Source organism: Terasakiella sp. SH-1 (genome assembly GCF_004564135.1).
GTDB lineage: Bacteria > Pseudomonadota > Alphaproteobacteria > Rhodospirillales > Terasakiellaceae > Terasakiella.
On the sequence record NZ_CP038255.1, the window covers coordinates 1,434,624 to 1,448,465 of the forward strand.

The window sequence follows — 13,842 nt, forward strand, 5'->3', positions numbered from 1 at the left end:
AGAGTTATACTTGCATAATCTCTTCTTCTTTATGTGCCAGCGTTTCATCAACTGTTTTGATGGCGGCATCCGTTACGTCTTGAACTTCTTTGCCATAATCGCGATGTTGATCTTCTGAGATCGCACCGTCTTTTTCCATTTTCTTCAATTCGTCATTCCCATGACGACGAATATTACGAATGGCAACACGGGAATCTTCAGCGTATTTGCCTGCAATTTTCACCAGTTCTTTACGACGTTCTTCGTTCAGGGGTGGGATCGGAATGCGAACCAATGTACCGTCAGACTGCGGGTTCAGGCCGAGGCCAGATTCACGAATGGCTTTTTCAACCATTTTGACATTGGCTTTGTCCCAAACCTGTACAGAAAGCATACGTGATTCTGGGACACTAACCGTACCAACCTGGTTGATCGGCATTTTTGCACCGTAAACATCAACCATAATCGGGTCGAGCAAGCTTGTAGATGCACGGCCTGTGCGCAGACCGGCAAATTCATTGTGTAATACATCGACAGCTTTATCCATTTTGCTGGCGAGTTCTTTTTTCAGTGTTTTGAAATCAACGTCAGACACGAGTTTTCCCCTTTTAGTCCTTAATTACCGTATAAAGCCCTTGTTGCTTGACAACTTCAGCGCAAGAACCCGGTTCATGCATTGAAAAGACAACGATTGGCAGCTTATTTTCGCGCGCCAAAGTGATGGCTGCAGCGTCCATAACTTTCAAATCATTTGTCAAAACATCTTTATATGTCAGTGTATCATAGCGCTCGGCATTCGGGTCTTTTTTCGGATCGGCACTATAGACACCATCAACTTGCGTCCCTTTAAGGATCGCATCGCAATTCATTTCCACCGCGCGCAGGGCCGCAGCCGTATCTGTTGTGAAGAACGGGTTGCCTGTACCAGCTGCAAAAATAACAATACGCCCTTTTTCCATATGGCGAATGGCACGGCGGCGGATGTAACGTTCGCACACACTTTGCATCGGGATTGCCGATTGAACACGGGTTTGAACCCCTTGACGTTCCAGTGCACTTTGCATGGCAAGGGCATTCATGACGGTTGCCAACATCCCCATGTGGTCAGCACTGGTACGGTCAATGCCCGCTGCCGCATCTGAAATACCACGGAAAATATTACCGCCACCAATGACCAGGCAAATTTCGGTGCCAAGCTCATGAACCTTGATGACTTCTTTGGCAATTTGATCAACATATTCTGTATCAAGGCCAAATTCTTTTTTCCCCATTAAGCCTTCACCGGAAAGCTTGAGGAGAATGCGATTAAATACCGGGGTATCTGACATGATGTATAAGCCGCTTTAACCATATGTGAATGGAGAGCTACACATACCCTGCCCTGTTTGATTAATCAACGGCTGTTTGCTGTGGAGAGGTAAAAAAACAAAAGGCGATGGGATTTAACCCCATCGCCTTTCATCAGACTTCAAAAGAAGAACTTAACTTTAAAGTTAGGAACCTGCAGCAGCAGCGACTTCAGCAGCAAAGTCTTCTTCTTTTTTCTCAATACCAGCACCCAGTTCATAACGCAGGAAAGCAGCCAATTTGATGTCAGAACCCAGCTCTTTAGCAAGGTTTTCAACAGCTTTACCAACGGAATTATCCGGGTCAATTACGAAAGACTGTTCGATCAGGCAGTTTTCTTCGTAGAACTTGCGCATACGACCTTCAACCATCTTGATGGCGATCTCTTCCGGCTTACCTGCTTCTTTGGCTTGTTCGATCAGGATTGTACGCTCACGCTCAATGTCAGAAGCATCAACGCCATCACGATCCAGTGCCAGCGGGTTTGTTGCCGCAACGTGCATGGCAATTTGTTTGCCCAGTGCGTTCAGCTGATCTTTGTCACCTTCAGATTCGAGGGCAACCAGAACACCGATTTTACCAAGACCTTCGCCCGCAGCGTTGTGCATGTAAGATGCAACAACACCGTTGGAAACAGACAGTTTGTCCATACGGCGCAGGTTCATGTTTTCGCCAATTGTACCAACCAGCTCAGTGAGAGTTTCTTCGCAGTTTTTCTCAGAACCAGGATAAGCTGCTGCTTTGAGTTCGTCAAAGTTTGCAACACCCAGTGCAACAGAAGCAGCATCTTTAACATAAGTCTGGAACTGTTCATTTTTCGCAACGAAGTCAGTTTCGGAGTTAACTTCCAAAACTGCAGCAGTATTGTCGCCAGATGCAACAGCAACCAGACCTTCAGCAGCAATACGGTCTGCTTTTTTGGCGGCTTTTGCCAAACCTTTTTGACGCAGCCAGTCTTGAGCAGCTTGCAGATCGCCGTCAGTTTCGTTCAGTGCTTTTTTACAGTCCATCATGCCTGCGCCAGAAGTTTCGCGCAGTTCCTTTACGAGCGCAGCAGTAATCTGTGCCATAGGATTGTCCTCTTATTCAGTAGAGTAAAAATAAAATGCTTTTACACGTTTACTATGTGAAAGCGATGACAGTGGAGAAATGACTTTTCCCCACTGTCTTCAAAAATTAAGCTTCAGCCGCAACCGGCGCTTCTTCAGCTTCCGGCAGATTTTCAACCGGTGCTTCTTCCTGTGCACCAACGTCGATGCCAGCTGCAGACATTTGGCTCTGGATGCCGTCAAGAACGGAACCAGCCAGCAGGTCACAGTAAAGTTTCAGCGCGCGGATGGAATCATCGTTGCCCGGTACCGGGTGCGTGATGTTCAGCGGAGAGCTGTTGGAGTCGAGAATTGCAACAACCGGAATGCCGAGGTTTTTGGCTTCGTTGATTGCAATAGCTTCTTTTTGAGTGTCGAACACAACCATGATGTCCGGCAGGCCACCCATTTCTTTGATACCACCCAGAGTGCGTTCCAGTTTTTCACACTCACGTGTCAGGTTCAGCTGCTCTTTCTTCGTCAGGCCAGCCATGTCACCAGCCAGTTGCTCTTCCAGAGTTTTCAGGCGCTTGATAGAACCAGAAACAGTTTTCCAGTTTGTCAGCATGCCGCCGAGCCAACGGTGGTTAACGTAGTACTGACCACATTTTTGTGCAGCTTCTGCAACAACTTCAGACGCTTGACGCTTTGTACCAACGAACAGTACGCGACCGCCACCGGCAACTTTGTCGCGAACTTGAACCATTGCTTGGTGCAGCAGTGGAACAGTTTGTGCAAGGTCGATTACGTGAATGCCATTACGTGAACCAAACAGGTATTGGTCCATTTTCGGGTTCCAGCGACGTGTGTTGTGGCCGAAGTGAACACCAGCTTCCAGAAGCTGACGCATAGTAAAGGTTGGCAGTGCCATTTTCTATATCCTTTTTCCGGTTAATCCTCCGTGGAAATGTAGAGTTCTGTTTAGAACACCGGATCGAATGTATAGGATGTCTCCCCATACTTCCGTGAATTTCCACGTGTGAAGTAGGCGCGCTAAATACGTCTTTTCTGCCATAAAAGCAAGTGTTTTTTATTCTGCAGGGATTTGCCCACCGGATTGGAGCAATAATTTATAGGTTTCCATCAGGTGGCGAACATCATGGGCTGCACGATGCGGGGTTAATTTGATGTTTTTCCATGCCTGAAGCCCCAGGGTATCAATGATACGGTCGTAACGGTCAGTTTGTGCGCTTGGCGTTGTGTTGTTTTTCTTGAATTCTTCTGCAACATGAAGGTCAAAGAGTTCAATTGCAGAGCCGAGTTTAAAGCGGGGTCGTTCTCCGGCTGCATCAAATAGTCGTTTGAGCCAAAAACCGTCAAATTGGGGGGCGTCGCAATAGACAACTTCACCGGCCAGTCGTTCATTCATACGCTCGATAATAACCGAGATGGGATCACCCATGGCAATCAGTGTTTTTTGTGAAATGCCGTGGGCGTCTTTTTCTGCCACCGGATCCCAGTATGTCCATTGGGGGACACTGTCGATGTTGATTAAAAAAGAAGAAACATCGCCAGCAGCATTATTCCAAGCAACTTCAATGGGGTAAGAGTTTTCTCCAAACCCACTGGCTTCGAAATCTATGAAACGTGGATAACCGATCTCAATGCTCATGATTAAATCTCTTGTACATCTGCAATGCCGGGGACTGCTTTAACAGCCTGTAATAGTCCAGGTGTGATTCTATATCCTTCTTTCAAGTTTATTTCTGCTTCCGTGGTCGCGTCAATACGGGCCATTACGGTGACATTACCTTTCCCTTTGCCTTCACGTTCCAGCAGTTCTTTCATCAAGGATACGGCCGTTATATCTTCAATAAAGATTTTCAGTCCGGCTGTGGCACGTGCGGCTTTAACATCAAGCAAGTCGACATTATTGGCAATAAAACGCACGTTTTCTTCTTCAAACTGGGCGGAGGCCATGATGAAGACAGATTGCCCCGGTTCCAGATAATCCCGACAAGCGGACAAGGCTTCACTAAAAACGGCAATTTCATAGTCACCTGATGAATCTGATAAGGTAACAAAAGCAAAACGATTGCCCTTTTGAGATATTTTTTCTCGTTTGACACCAACTGTGCCAGCAATTTTCACCGGGCCTGAGATACCAGCTTGTACAATGTCACTATAAGATTTTACGCCAAGGCGCTGTAATGTCTTGCTGTATGTATCCAAAGGGTGAGCAGAAAGATAAAACCCGATTGCAGAGCGCTCTTGACTTAGGCGTTCCATCCCCGGCCAGTCAGGAACATTTGGCAACTGCGCTGCTTTTTTCATTGCACTGTCATCAGCCCCAAACATACCCATTTGGTCCGAATTACGTTCTTCAGCTGCCAAGTTGGAATGTTTTATCAGGGTTTCAATACCATCAAAGACTTGTCGGCGGTTCGAGTTAATCGCATCAAACGCCCCTGCCCTGACAAGGTTTTCCAAAATACGTTTGTTAACGCCTTTATTATCCACCCGGTTGGCAAAATCAAACGGGTCTTTGAACGGTCCGTTGGCAGTGCGTTCAGCCACAACGGATTCCATGGCTGCATCGCCAACATTACGGATGGCAGACAAGGCATAACGCACAGCCTTGATCGTTCCACCGACGTCTTCATTCGGGTTTGGAATTTCTTCCACACCAAAAATCACATTGGATTTGTTGATGTCCGGTTGAAGGAGCGGAATTTTCATTCTCGCGAGTTCTTTTTTAAACAAGTCGAGCTTATCGGTGTTATTCAAATCCAGCGACATGATTCCGGCCATGAATTCAGCTGGATAGTTGGCTTTTAGATAAGCCGTTTGATAGGCCACATAGGCATAGGCGGCGGCGTGGGATTTGTTAAAACCGTATGAGGCAAATTTTGCCATGATATCGAAAATTTCATCGGCTTTTTTCTGGGGCACACCGCGTTCGACGGAACCGTCAACGAACATTTTTCGCTGCTTTTCCATTTCTTCGGCAATTTTCTTACCCATGGCACGGCGCAGCAAATCCGCACCGCCAAGGCTGTAGCCTGCCATGACCTGTGCGATCTGCATGACCTGTTCCTGATAGATCATAATCCCGTAAGTTTCTTTCAGGATCGGTTCAATCGTAGGATAAAGATAATCGGGTTCTTCTTGTCCGTGTTTACGCTTAATGTAGCTGGGGATATTATCCATCGGACCAGGACGATAAAGCGCCACGACCGCGATCAGGTCTTCAAGGCGGTTGGGCTTCATGGAGCGAAGCACACCGCGCATGCCTTCGGATTCCAACTGGAAAACACCACCCCCTTCGCCACGGCCCAACATTTCATAAGTCGGTTTGTCATCCAGCGGGATACGTGAAATATCCAGTGGCGTTTCCCGGTCTTCGTTAATGAATTGTAAGGCGGTGGAGATAACGGTCAGGGTTTTGAGGCCCAAAAAGTCAAATTTCACCAGACCGGCTTGCTCAACAAACTTCATGTTGAACTGGGTGACGGGCATGTCGGATTTCGGGTCGCGATAAAGTGGGACCAGCTTATCCAGTGGCCGATCCCCGATCACCACCCCTGCGGCATGGGTGGAGGCATGACGATAAAGCCCTTCTAGCTGCTTGGCGATATCCACCATGCGTGAAACGGTTTCGTCATCTTCGACTTCTTGTTTGAATTCGGGGATTTGCTCTAACGCCTGTTCTACTGACAGCGCCTTACCTGGATCGTTAGGTACATATTTACAAATCCGGTCGACCTGACCAAAGGGCATTTGCAGAACGCGGCCCGTATCACGTAAAACCGCACGGGCTTGCAGTTTACCGAAGGTGATGATCTGAGCCACATGGTCATAGCCGTATTTATCCTGAACGTATTTGATCACCTCTTCACGGCGATCCTGACAGAAGTCAATATCGAAGTCAGGCATGGACACACGTTCGGGGTTGAGGAAACGTTCAAACAGCAAGGCATATTTCAGCGGATCAAGGTCGGTAATCGTCAGGGCATAGGCCACAAGGGAGCCCGCACCAGAACCACGGCCCGGCCCTACCGGGATATCATGTTCTTTACCCCACTGAATAAAGTCGGCAACGATGAGAAAGTAACCGGGAAAGCCCATCTGGTTGATGATGCCCAGCTCATAATCCAGACGTTCCCAATAAGGTTTTGAGACTTCATCGCGTTGTTCTGGTGTCATGCCCTCTTCATAGACACCGTTTTGAAGACGCAGCTTTAGTCCGTCTTCAGACATTTTGCGCAGTTCATCTTCTTCATTTCGCCCTTCCCCACAATCAAAGGGCGGCAGGATCGGCGCAATATTCTCAACCTTGATGGCACAACGTTTGGCAATCACAAGGGTATTGTCGCAAGCCTCGGGGATATCCTTAAACAGTTCACGCATTTCAGCGGCAGTTTTCAGATAATGTTCCGGGGTTAGTTTACGACGGTCCGTTTGATCCACATAAGACCCTGCGGCAATACAGACCAGAGCATCATGGGCGGCATACATGTCCTTATTTGGAAAGAATGCCTCGTTGGTTGCGACCAAGGGAATATTTAAGGCATAAGCAAGGTCAATGAAATCGTCTTCAATCTGGTCTTGCTCGGGTAAATTATGACGCTGTAGTTCCACATACATGCGATTTGGAAACGCCGCTTTCATTTTTGAAAGTAAAGATTCCGCCTTTTCCTTATGACCTTGCAAAAGCATTTGACCAATGGGACCAAGATGTCCGCCTGTGAGCAGAATCAGCCCTTCGTTATTATCAAGAACATCTTCAAGGAGGACTTGCGGGTCTTCACCTTCCGGGGAATTCAAAAAAGCACGGCTGACGAGCTTCATCAAATTGCGATAGCCCGGATCATCCTGGGCCAGAAGGACAATTTGGTCAGGGGTGGTCGGCCCAACGGATTTGACAGTCAAACCCGCAGATGAATCATCAATGGCTTGTGCTGTGATTGATAGCTGACAGCCGATAATGGGCTGGATACCTGCACCGGACATGGTCTGGGAAAATTCAAGCCCGCCAAACATATTGTTGGTATCGGTCATCGCAATCGCAGGCATGCGCTCGCCATCAACCCATTTGGGCAGGGATTTGATACGGACAGCCCCTTCTGACAGAGAATAGGCCGTATGCATACGAAGGTGAACGAAATCAGCGTGTGACATTGTGCGATAATTGCTTGAGTAAGGGATAACTTAGGTGCACATTATCCTTCCTCAACCCCTTTCAGCAATCAGAAAATATCTTTCATATTGATATCCAACAGGTAAATGGTCCTGCCCTATGAGTTTCTGGCGAAAAATTACATTTCCACGACAGCCGATCCAATCTGTTTTGTTTTTTGGATTTGGGGGCCTGACTTTGTTGGCGGTGACTGTGGTGTTGTATCTTGGTCTGAAATATACCACCAATATTACTAAAGATTACCATCACTTGATGATCGAATCTGCACTGGATAATCTGACAAGTGAGGTTGAAGGGCTTTTATTACCTGTAGAAAGTCAGGCCCTGTGGGTCAAAGATCAGGTTGAAGGCCGACATGTAAACCTTGACGATTATAAAAGTCTGGAAGTTTTTTTGCGCGGGGTTTTAGCCGGGACACCTAATGTCACAGGTCTTGGCTTTCAGTATCCGGATGGCGTGTCGCGCTATGTCATTCGTGAAAAAAGCCAATGGGTTGAACGTTCTTTTATCAGTACAGAAGAAAATCGGCTATTTTTTGAAAACATGCAAAACGTACAGACAAATGTCTGGAGCCGCTTTTTTTGGGATGAAGAAGACCAGCAAACTCTCGTTGATGTGCGTACCCCTATTCGTATTGATGGGGAATTAAAGGCGATCTTGTTTATTGGGGTGACGGTTGCTGATTTGTCTAAAAGTATTTTAATGACTTCGACAGATCGTTTTTTAACCCCGTTTATCCTTTATGGTCGGGACCATCTTTTGGCGCACCCCTTGTTGACCAGCGGCAGTACGGTGACGCAAGATCTGGCCTCACAGGCGGACTGGATCCATGGTAAAGGCGAAATCCCCTTGCCAAAAATCAGGGACTTTCAAGATGCCAAGCTTGATCAACTGATTAATGGCCCCGTGATTAAGGCGGGCTTGGTTACACCGATTGAAGGGGTGGCGGTTAATCGTGCGCGAGTAAATGATGATCTGCATATCGTTGCGACACAGGAATTGACGCGTTTTGGGAAAACACCCTGGGTTTTGGGTGTTTATATTAATGCGGAAAAATCAGACCGCACACAAGCCATGCAGCTTTTTGAGATGGCAGGGGCCGGACTTGTTGTTTTATTGGTGTCTGTTGCCCTGTCTCTTAAGGTCGGTAAAAAAATGGCGCGTCCTATTGTGCGTTTGGCCGATGCGGCCCGCACTGTGCGCAGGGGCGGCGTTGAAGATTTGCCTGCCTTGCCACGTAGCCGTTTGCGCGAACTGGATCAAGCCGCCCTTGCTTTTAATGAAATGGTCGAGGGATTGCGCGAACGTGATATGATTCGCGAAGTTTTTGGCCGATATGTTCCTGAATCGGTGGCCTCTTCGCTCATGCAGGAAAATGGGGTGCTTCAACCAATTGCCACCCAGGCAACGATTTTATTTTCTGATATTGAAGGATTTACCCAGCTCACTGAACAAGTTGGCCCGGAAAAGATTGTCTCCATTTTAAATGAATATTTTTCCGCTGTGGTAGAGGTATTGGAAAAACACGACGGTGTGGTCACTCAGTTTCAGGGGGATGCGGTTCTTGCGACATTTAATGTCCCTATTCAATCATTTGATCACGCAGAAAAAGCATTAAGGGCAGCGCTTGAAATTAAGGGAATGCTTGAAAAACGGACCTTTGACGGCATTGTGTTAAAAAGCCGGATTGGGCTGAATAGCGGAAATGTGGTTGCCGGTGCTGTTGGGGCAGAAGGCCGATTAAATTATACGGTCCATGGGGATGCGGTGAATTTGGCAGCGCGTGTTGAAAACCTGAATAAACACTTTGGGACAGACATTTTAATTTCAGGAAATACAGCACAGCATGTGCAAAGAATTGAGCTGAAATCCATCGGGACAACCGAAGTTCGAGGATTGAGCGTTCCCGTAAAATTGTATATTCCGAAAAACGTAACTTGTGATTCATAATTCAATATATTATGAAAAGCCCAACTAACACACCTAACCAAGGCGCTCACCTTCAATGAATCCTGGCTTTAAAAGATTTCTTGGCTTGTTTGTTGGCGCATTGCGCGATCTGGCGCCAATCATACTTGTGATTGCATTTTTCCAGATCGTTGTGCTGCAACAGCCTTTCCCAAACCTGGATAAAGTTATTCCGGGCCTGTTTTTAGTGGTCATGGGACTTGCCTTTTTTATTCAAGGCTTGGAGATGGGGCTGTTCCCGCTTGGTGAAAGCATGGCTAATGCCTTTGCCCGAAAAGGCAGTGTAATTGCGATTTTAGCTTTTGCTTTTGCACTCGGTTTTGGAACAACGATTGCTGAACCTGCCCTTATTGCCGTGGCTGCTGAGGCTGCTGAGATTGCAGCTAAAGGCGGCCAAATCGCTTTAGACGCAGAAGTGCAAGCCACGTATGCCAACCAATTACGACTTGTTGTGGCGCTTTCAGTTGGGTCTGCGATTGTTTTGGGTGTTTTCAGAATTTTAAAAGGCTGGCCGATCCAGTATTTCATCATTGGTGGTTATATTATTGTGATTGTCATTACGAAATTTGCTCCGCCAGAAATTGTTGGGATTGCCTATGACAGTGGCGGAGTGACGACCTCAACCGTGACGGTTCCGCTGGTGACGGCCTTGGGTGTTGGCTTGTCTTCAACCATCCGTGGGCGTAACCCGATGATTGATGGTTTTGGCTTGATCGCTTTTGCCAGTTTGACGCCTATGATCTTTGTTCTTATCTTTGGTATGGTGATGTAATGCTGGAATGGATCATCAACATATCGGAAGCTGCCGTTGCGACCTGTCGTGACATTGCGCCTATTATTGTGATTTTGCTGGGCTTTCAGTTCCTTGTTATTCGCAAGAAAATCCCGAATTTCAGAAAAATCATTATTGGCTTTTTCTACGTTCTTTTGGGGCTGACACTATTTTTGGTGGGGCTGGAACAGGCTCTGTTCCCATTGGGTGAAGCCATGGCGACACAATTGTCTGATCCGGAATTTCTGGGCGCAGGCGGTGATCCGAGTTCCTTGACCTGGAAAGATTATTACTGGGTTTATATTTTCGCAGCGGCCATCGGGTTTGCGACAACGGTTGCTGAACCTTCTTTGATTGCCGTTGCGATCAAGGCTGAAGAAATCTCCGGTGGCAATATCAGTGCCTGGGGGTTGCGTGCTGCTGTGGCGATTGGTGTGGCCGTCGGGGTGTCTTTGGGAACTTTCCGTATTGTAACGGGAACGCCCCTGCCTGATTATATCATGGTGGGCTATATCGTCGTCATCATTCAAACGTTTTTTGCTGCTAAAACTATTATTCCACTGGCCTATGACAGTGGTGGGGTGACGACATCAACGGTAACTGTTCCAGTTGTCGCTGCCCTTGGTCTTGGTTTGGCCTCAACCGTACCGGGTCGCAGTCCGCTGCTTGACGGGTTTGGTTTGATTGCCTTTGCCAGTGTCTTTCCAATTATGTCTGTACTGGCGTATGCTTTGATTGCCGATTACCGTGCAAAAAGAGCAAAAGAAGCCCAAGCTACAGATACATCTTCATCAGGGAGTGAAGCATGAACTTAAAATTGATCGTAGCCATGGTGGCTGATGAAAAAACAAATGTGGTTATTGATGCCGCACGTGATGCAGGTGCGACCGGGGCAACTACCATTAGCTCGGTTCGCGGCGAAGGTATGACACCGGAAAAAGGCTTTATGGGGCTTGAGCTGACCGCACAGCGCGATGTTATCCTGTTCCTGGTTGCAGGCACGCAGGCACGCCGCATTCTGGAAGCGATTTGTGAGGCTGGTAACTTTGATGAAGAGCCCGGCGCAGGTGTTGCTTTCCAAATTGATATTGAAGATGCCGTTGGGCTGAATACACAACTCCCGAAAATTATGGAAGAAATTGCAGGTGAAGTATGACTGAGAAATCTTTTATCCGCGTCAGTGATGTCATGTCCCCGAATGTGAAAACAATCGGGCGTGTTGCAACAATTGCTGAAGCCATCACAATGATCAAAGAGGAAAAAGTCAGCTCTCTGATCGTTGAACGCCACAATGAAGGTGACGAGTTTGGCCTGTTGACCATTCGTGACATTGCCCGTGAAGTTGTGGCAACGGACCGTCCGGCAGCGCGCACCAGTGTCTATGAAATCATGACCAAGCCTGTTCTGACAGTGCCTGCGGAAATGAATATTAAATATGCAGTTCGCCTGCTTGTTCGTTTCAGCCTGTCACGTGCTGTTGTGATTGATCATGAGCGTAACCCGGTTGGGATCGTCACATTGCGCGACATGGTTCTGGGCTATGAAGACGATTAAGTCCTCATAAAACTCAAGAATAGAAAAAGGCGGCTGTTTCCCTGATAGCTGCCTTTTTTATTGCTCAATGAGATGGCCGTCTTCCAGCTTGATGATACGGTCCATTTTTTGTGCAAGCACCGGGTTGTGTGTGGCGATCAGGGCAGCCAGTCCCTCTTTGCGCACTTCTTCAAGTAACAGGCCAAACACATGATCTGAGGTCAGAGGGTCAAGGTTGCCCGTTGGTTCATCGGCAAGTAGAAGCTTAGGCTTGTTGGCAAGAGCGCGGGCAATGGCAATACGCTGTTGTTCCCCACCTGATAGTTCAGCTGGGCGATGTTCGCCACGTTTGCTTAAGGACACGGCCTCTAACAGTTCTTGTGCTCGTTTCAGGGCATCGGGGCGGCTTTTGCCATTGATCATCTGCGGGATGATAATATTTTCAGCGGCAGAAAACTCAGGCAGCAAGTGGTGGTATTGATAAACAAAGCCGAGATAGCGCCGACGCAATTTTGTTTTGGCATCGTCATTAAGATTGCTGGCATCTTGCCCATCAACCAAAATCGTCCCCGTGTCGCCTTTTTCCAACAGCCCAGCCGTTTGTAACAAGGTTGACTTCCCTGCCCCACTTGGCCCGACCAAGGCAACAATTTCACCTTCATTAATCGTCAGATTGGCTTCTTTAAGAATATGAAGCGTATCGCGACCTTGCGTGAATGTTCGACACAGGTTTTGCAGTTCCAAGACAGGCTTACTCATAACGCAGGGCCTCCACCGGATCGAGACGAGCAGCGCGCCATGACGGATAAAGCGTGGCAAGGAAAGAAAGGCCCAAGCCCATTCCGACAACCAAGCCGACCTCACCATAATCCACAATGGCGGGCAGTTTGGATAGGAAGTAAATTTCAGCCGCAAACAGTTCAGTCCCGCTTAAACCTTCAATCCATTGACGGATGGTTTCGATGTTTTCTGAAAAAGCCAAACCCAGACCAAAGCCAAACAGGGTGCCAAAGACACCAACACTAGTCCCGGCAATAAAAAAGATGCGCATGATACTGCCCCGGCTTGCCCCCATGGTGCGCAGGATCGCAATATCTTTTCCCTTATCTTTGACCAGCATTATAAGCCCGGAGATAATATTGAAGGCTGCAACAATGATAATCAAAGTCAGGATCATGAACATGACGTTGCGTTCAACCTGCAAGGCATTGAAAAAACTTGCATTTGTGCGTTTCCAGTCAACGGGGTTTAAACCCATTTTTCCTAATGCTATGCGGATGTCATAAGAAATACTTTCCGCTTTATCTGCACTGGGGGTCAAAATCTCGAAGTAATTGACACCGGGAATACGAAAATAATTCTGTGCGGCTTTGAGCGGCATAAAGATAAAGCTGGAGTCATATTCATACATGCCGATATCAAAGGTAGCTGCAATCACATAACTGCGCATGCGCGGCACGGTGCCAAAGGCTGTGACATTGCCCTTGGGGGAAATCAGGTTGATCCGATCCCCCACCCACAAACCAAGTTTCGAGGCAAGACGGGAACCAATGACAATGCCCTCACCTGCTTCAAACAGTTTTAAAGAACCTGCTTTGATGCTGTTGGATAGTAAATCACGTTTCTTGAAGTCCTCACTGCTCAGCCCCCGGACCATAGCTCCGCTGGAGCCGCCCTTGCCTGTTGCCATGATTTGACCTTCAATCATGGGGGTGACGCTGATGACCCCCTCAATCTTGGCAAGTTCAGAGGCTAAGGGATTATAGTCACGGATAACACGCTGATGGCCGTACACATTGATATGACCGTTAATACCTAAAATCCGGCTAAGCAGTTCTTCGCGAAACCCATTCATCACCGACATAACAATGATCAATGTTGCCACGCCCAAGGCAATCCCCAGCAGGGAAAACCACGCAATGACAGAGACAAAGCCTTCCCGGCGGCGCGCACGCAAATATCTTGCGGCCATCATCCATTCAAAAGCCTTGAACATATGTTTCCCCTAAGCCTCT

The 13,842-nt window shown here is 47.7% G+C and carries 13 protein-coding genes; 5 read left to right on the forward strand and 8 right to left on the reverse strand.

The window, feature by feature from the left end; genetic code table 11:
• Positions 1 to 4 precede the first annotated feature (4 nt).
• The 6 genes from frr to dnaE form a co-directional block, all read right to left on the reverse strand.
• On the reverse strand, positions 5 to 574 hold the full coding sequence (gene frr / locus E4K71_RS06735; protein ID WP_135077976.1) for a ribosome recycling factor: 570 nt from the start codon (positions 572 to 574) through the stop codon (positions 5 to 7).
• 13 nt (positions 575 to 587) lie between these two features.
• A complete protein-coding gene (gene pyrH, locus E4K71_RS06740) occupies positions 588 to 1,307 on the reverse strand; it encodes a UMP kinase (RefSeq protein WP_135077978.1) in 720 nt (239 codons plus the stop codon).
• Between the two features lie 165 nt (positions 1,308 to 1,472).
• Positions 1,473 to 2,396 (reverse strand): translation elongation factor Ts, encoded by a 924-nt coding sequence (gene tsf / locus E4K71_RS06745; RefSeq protein ID WP_135077980.1) that lies wholly within the window; start codon positions 2,394 to 2,396, stop codon positions 1,473 to 1,475.
• 106 nt (positions 2,397 to 2,502) lie between these two features.
• The gene (gene rpsB, locus E4K71_RS06750) at positions 2,503 to 3,285 is read right to left on the reverse strand and encodes a 30S ribosomal protein S2 (protein WP_135077982.1); all 783 of its coding nucleotides are present in this window, start codon (positions 3,283 to 3,285) and stop codon (positions 2,503 to 2,505) included.
• A 159-nt stretch (positions 3,286 to 3,444) separates the two neighbouring features.
• Positions 3,445 to 4,026 (reverse strand): hypothetical protein, encoded by a 582-nt coding sequence (locus tag E4K71_RS06755; RefSeq protein WP_135077983.1) that lies wholly within the window; start codon positions 4,024 to 4,026, stop codon positions 3,445 to 3,447.
• A 2-nt stretch (positions 4,027 to 4,028) separates the two neighbouring features.
• The gene (gene dnaE / locus E4K71_RS06760; protein WP_135077984.1) at positions 4,029 to 7,535 is read right to left on the reverse strand and encodes a DNA polymerase III subunit alpha; all 3,507 of its coding nucleotides are present in this window, start codon (positions 7,533 to 7,535) and stop codon (positions 4,029 to 4,031) included.
• Between the two features lie 118 nt (positions 7,536 to 7,653).
• Between dnaE and E4K71_RS06765 the strand changes: the two genes are divergently transcribed.
• From E4K71_RS06765 to E4K71_RS06785, 5 genes are read left to right on the forward strand one after another with little or no spacing between them, the layout of a single operon-like run.
• Positions 7,654 to 9,504, forward strand: coding sequence for an adenylate/guanylate cyclase domain-containing protein (locus tag E4K71_RS06765; RefSeq protein WP_135077986.1), 1,851 nt, complete (start codon positions 7,654 to 7,656; stop codon positions 9,502 to 9,504).
• Positions 9,505 to 9,559: 55 nt separating this feature from the next.
• On the forward strand, positions 9,560 to 10,294 hold the full coding sequence (locus tag E4K71_RS06770) for a DUF1538 domain-containing protein (RefSeq protein WP_135077988.1): 735 nt from the start codon (positions 9,560 to 9,562) through the stop codon (positions 10,292 to 10,294).
• On the forward strand, positions 10,294 to 11,103 hold the full coding sequence (locus E4K71_RS06775; RefSeq protein WP_135077990.1) for a DUF1538 domain-containing protein: 810 nt from the start codon (positions 10,294 to 10,296) through the stop codon (positions 11,101 to 11,103). Before E4K71_RS06770 ends, E4K71_RS06775 begins: the two co-directional genes overlap by 1 nt.
• Entirely contained in the window at positions 11,100 to 11,450 is a 351-nt protein-coding gene (locus E4K71_RS06780; protein WP_135077992.1) for a P-II family nitrogen regulator, read from the forward strand. The genes E4K71_RS06775 and E4K71_RS06780 overlap by 4 nt, the downstream gene beginning before the upstream one ends.
• Positions 11,447 to 11,848 carry a CBS domain-containing protein gene (locus tag E4K71_RS06785; protein WP_135077994.1) on the forward strand — a complete coding sequence of 134 codons (402 nt, stop codon included), beginning with the start codon at positions 11,447 to 11,449 and terminating at the stop codon, positions 11,846 to 11,848. The genes E4K71_RS06780 and E4K71_RS06785 overlap by 4 nt, the downstream gene beginning before the upstream one ends.
• Positions 11,849 to 11,905: 57 nt before the next feature.
• Here the strand turns inward: E4K71_RS06785 and E4K71_RS06790 are convergent, their stop codons facing one another.
• Together E4K71_RS06790 and E4K71_RS06795 are read right to left on the reverse strand one after the other, a co-directional pair.
• Positions 11,906 to 12,586, reverse strand: a complete 681-nt coding sequence (locus E4K71_RS06790) for an ABC transporter ATP-binding protein (RefSeq protein ID WP_135077996.1) — start codon at positions 12,584 to 12,586, stop codon at positions 11,906 to 11,908.
• The gene (locus tag E4K71_RS06795) at positions 12,579 to 13,823 is read right to left on the reverse strand and encodes a lipoprotein-releasing ABC transporter permease subunit (RefSeq protein WP_135077998.1); all 1,245 of its coding nucleotides are present in this window, start codon (positions 13,821 to 13,823) and stop codon (positions 12,579 to 12,581) included. The genes E4K71_RS06790 and E4K71_RS06795 overlap by 8 nt, the downstream gene beginning before the upstream one ends.
• Positions 13,824 to 13,842: the final 19 nt, after the last annotated feature.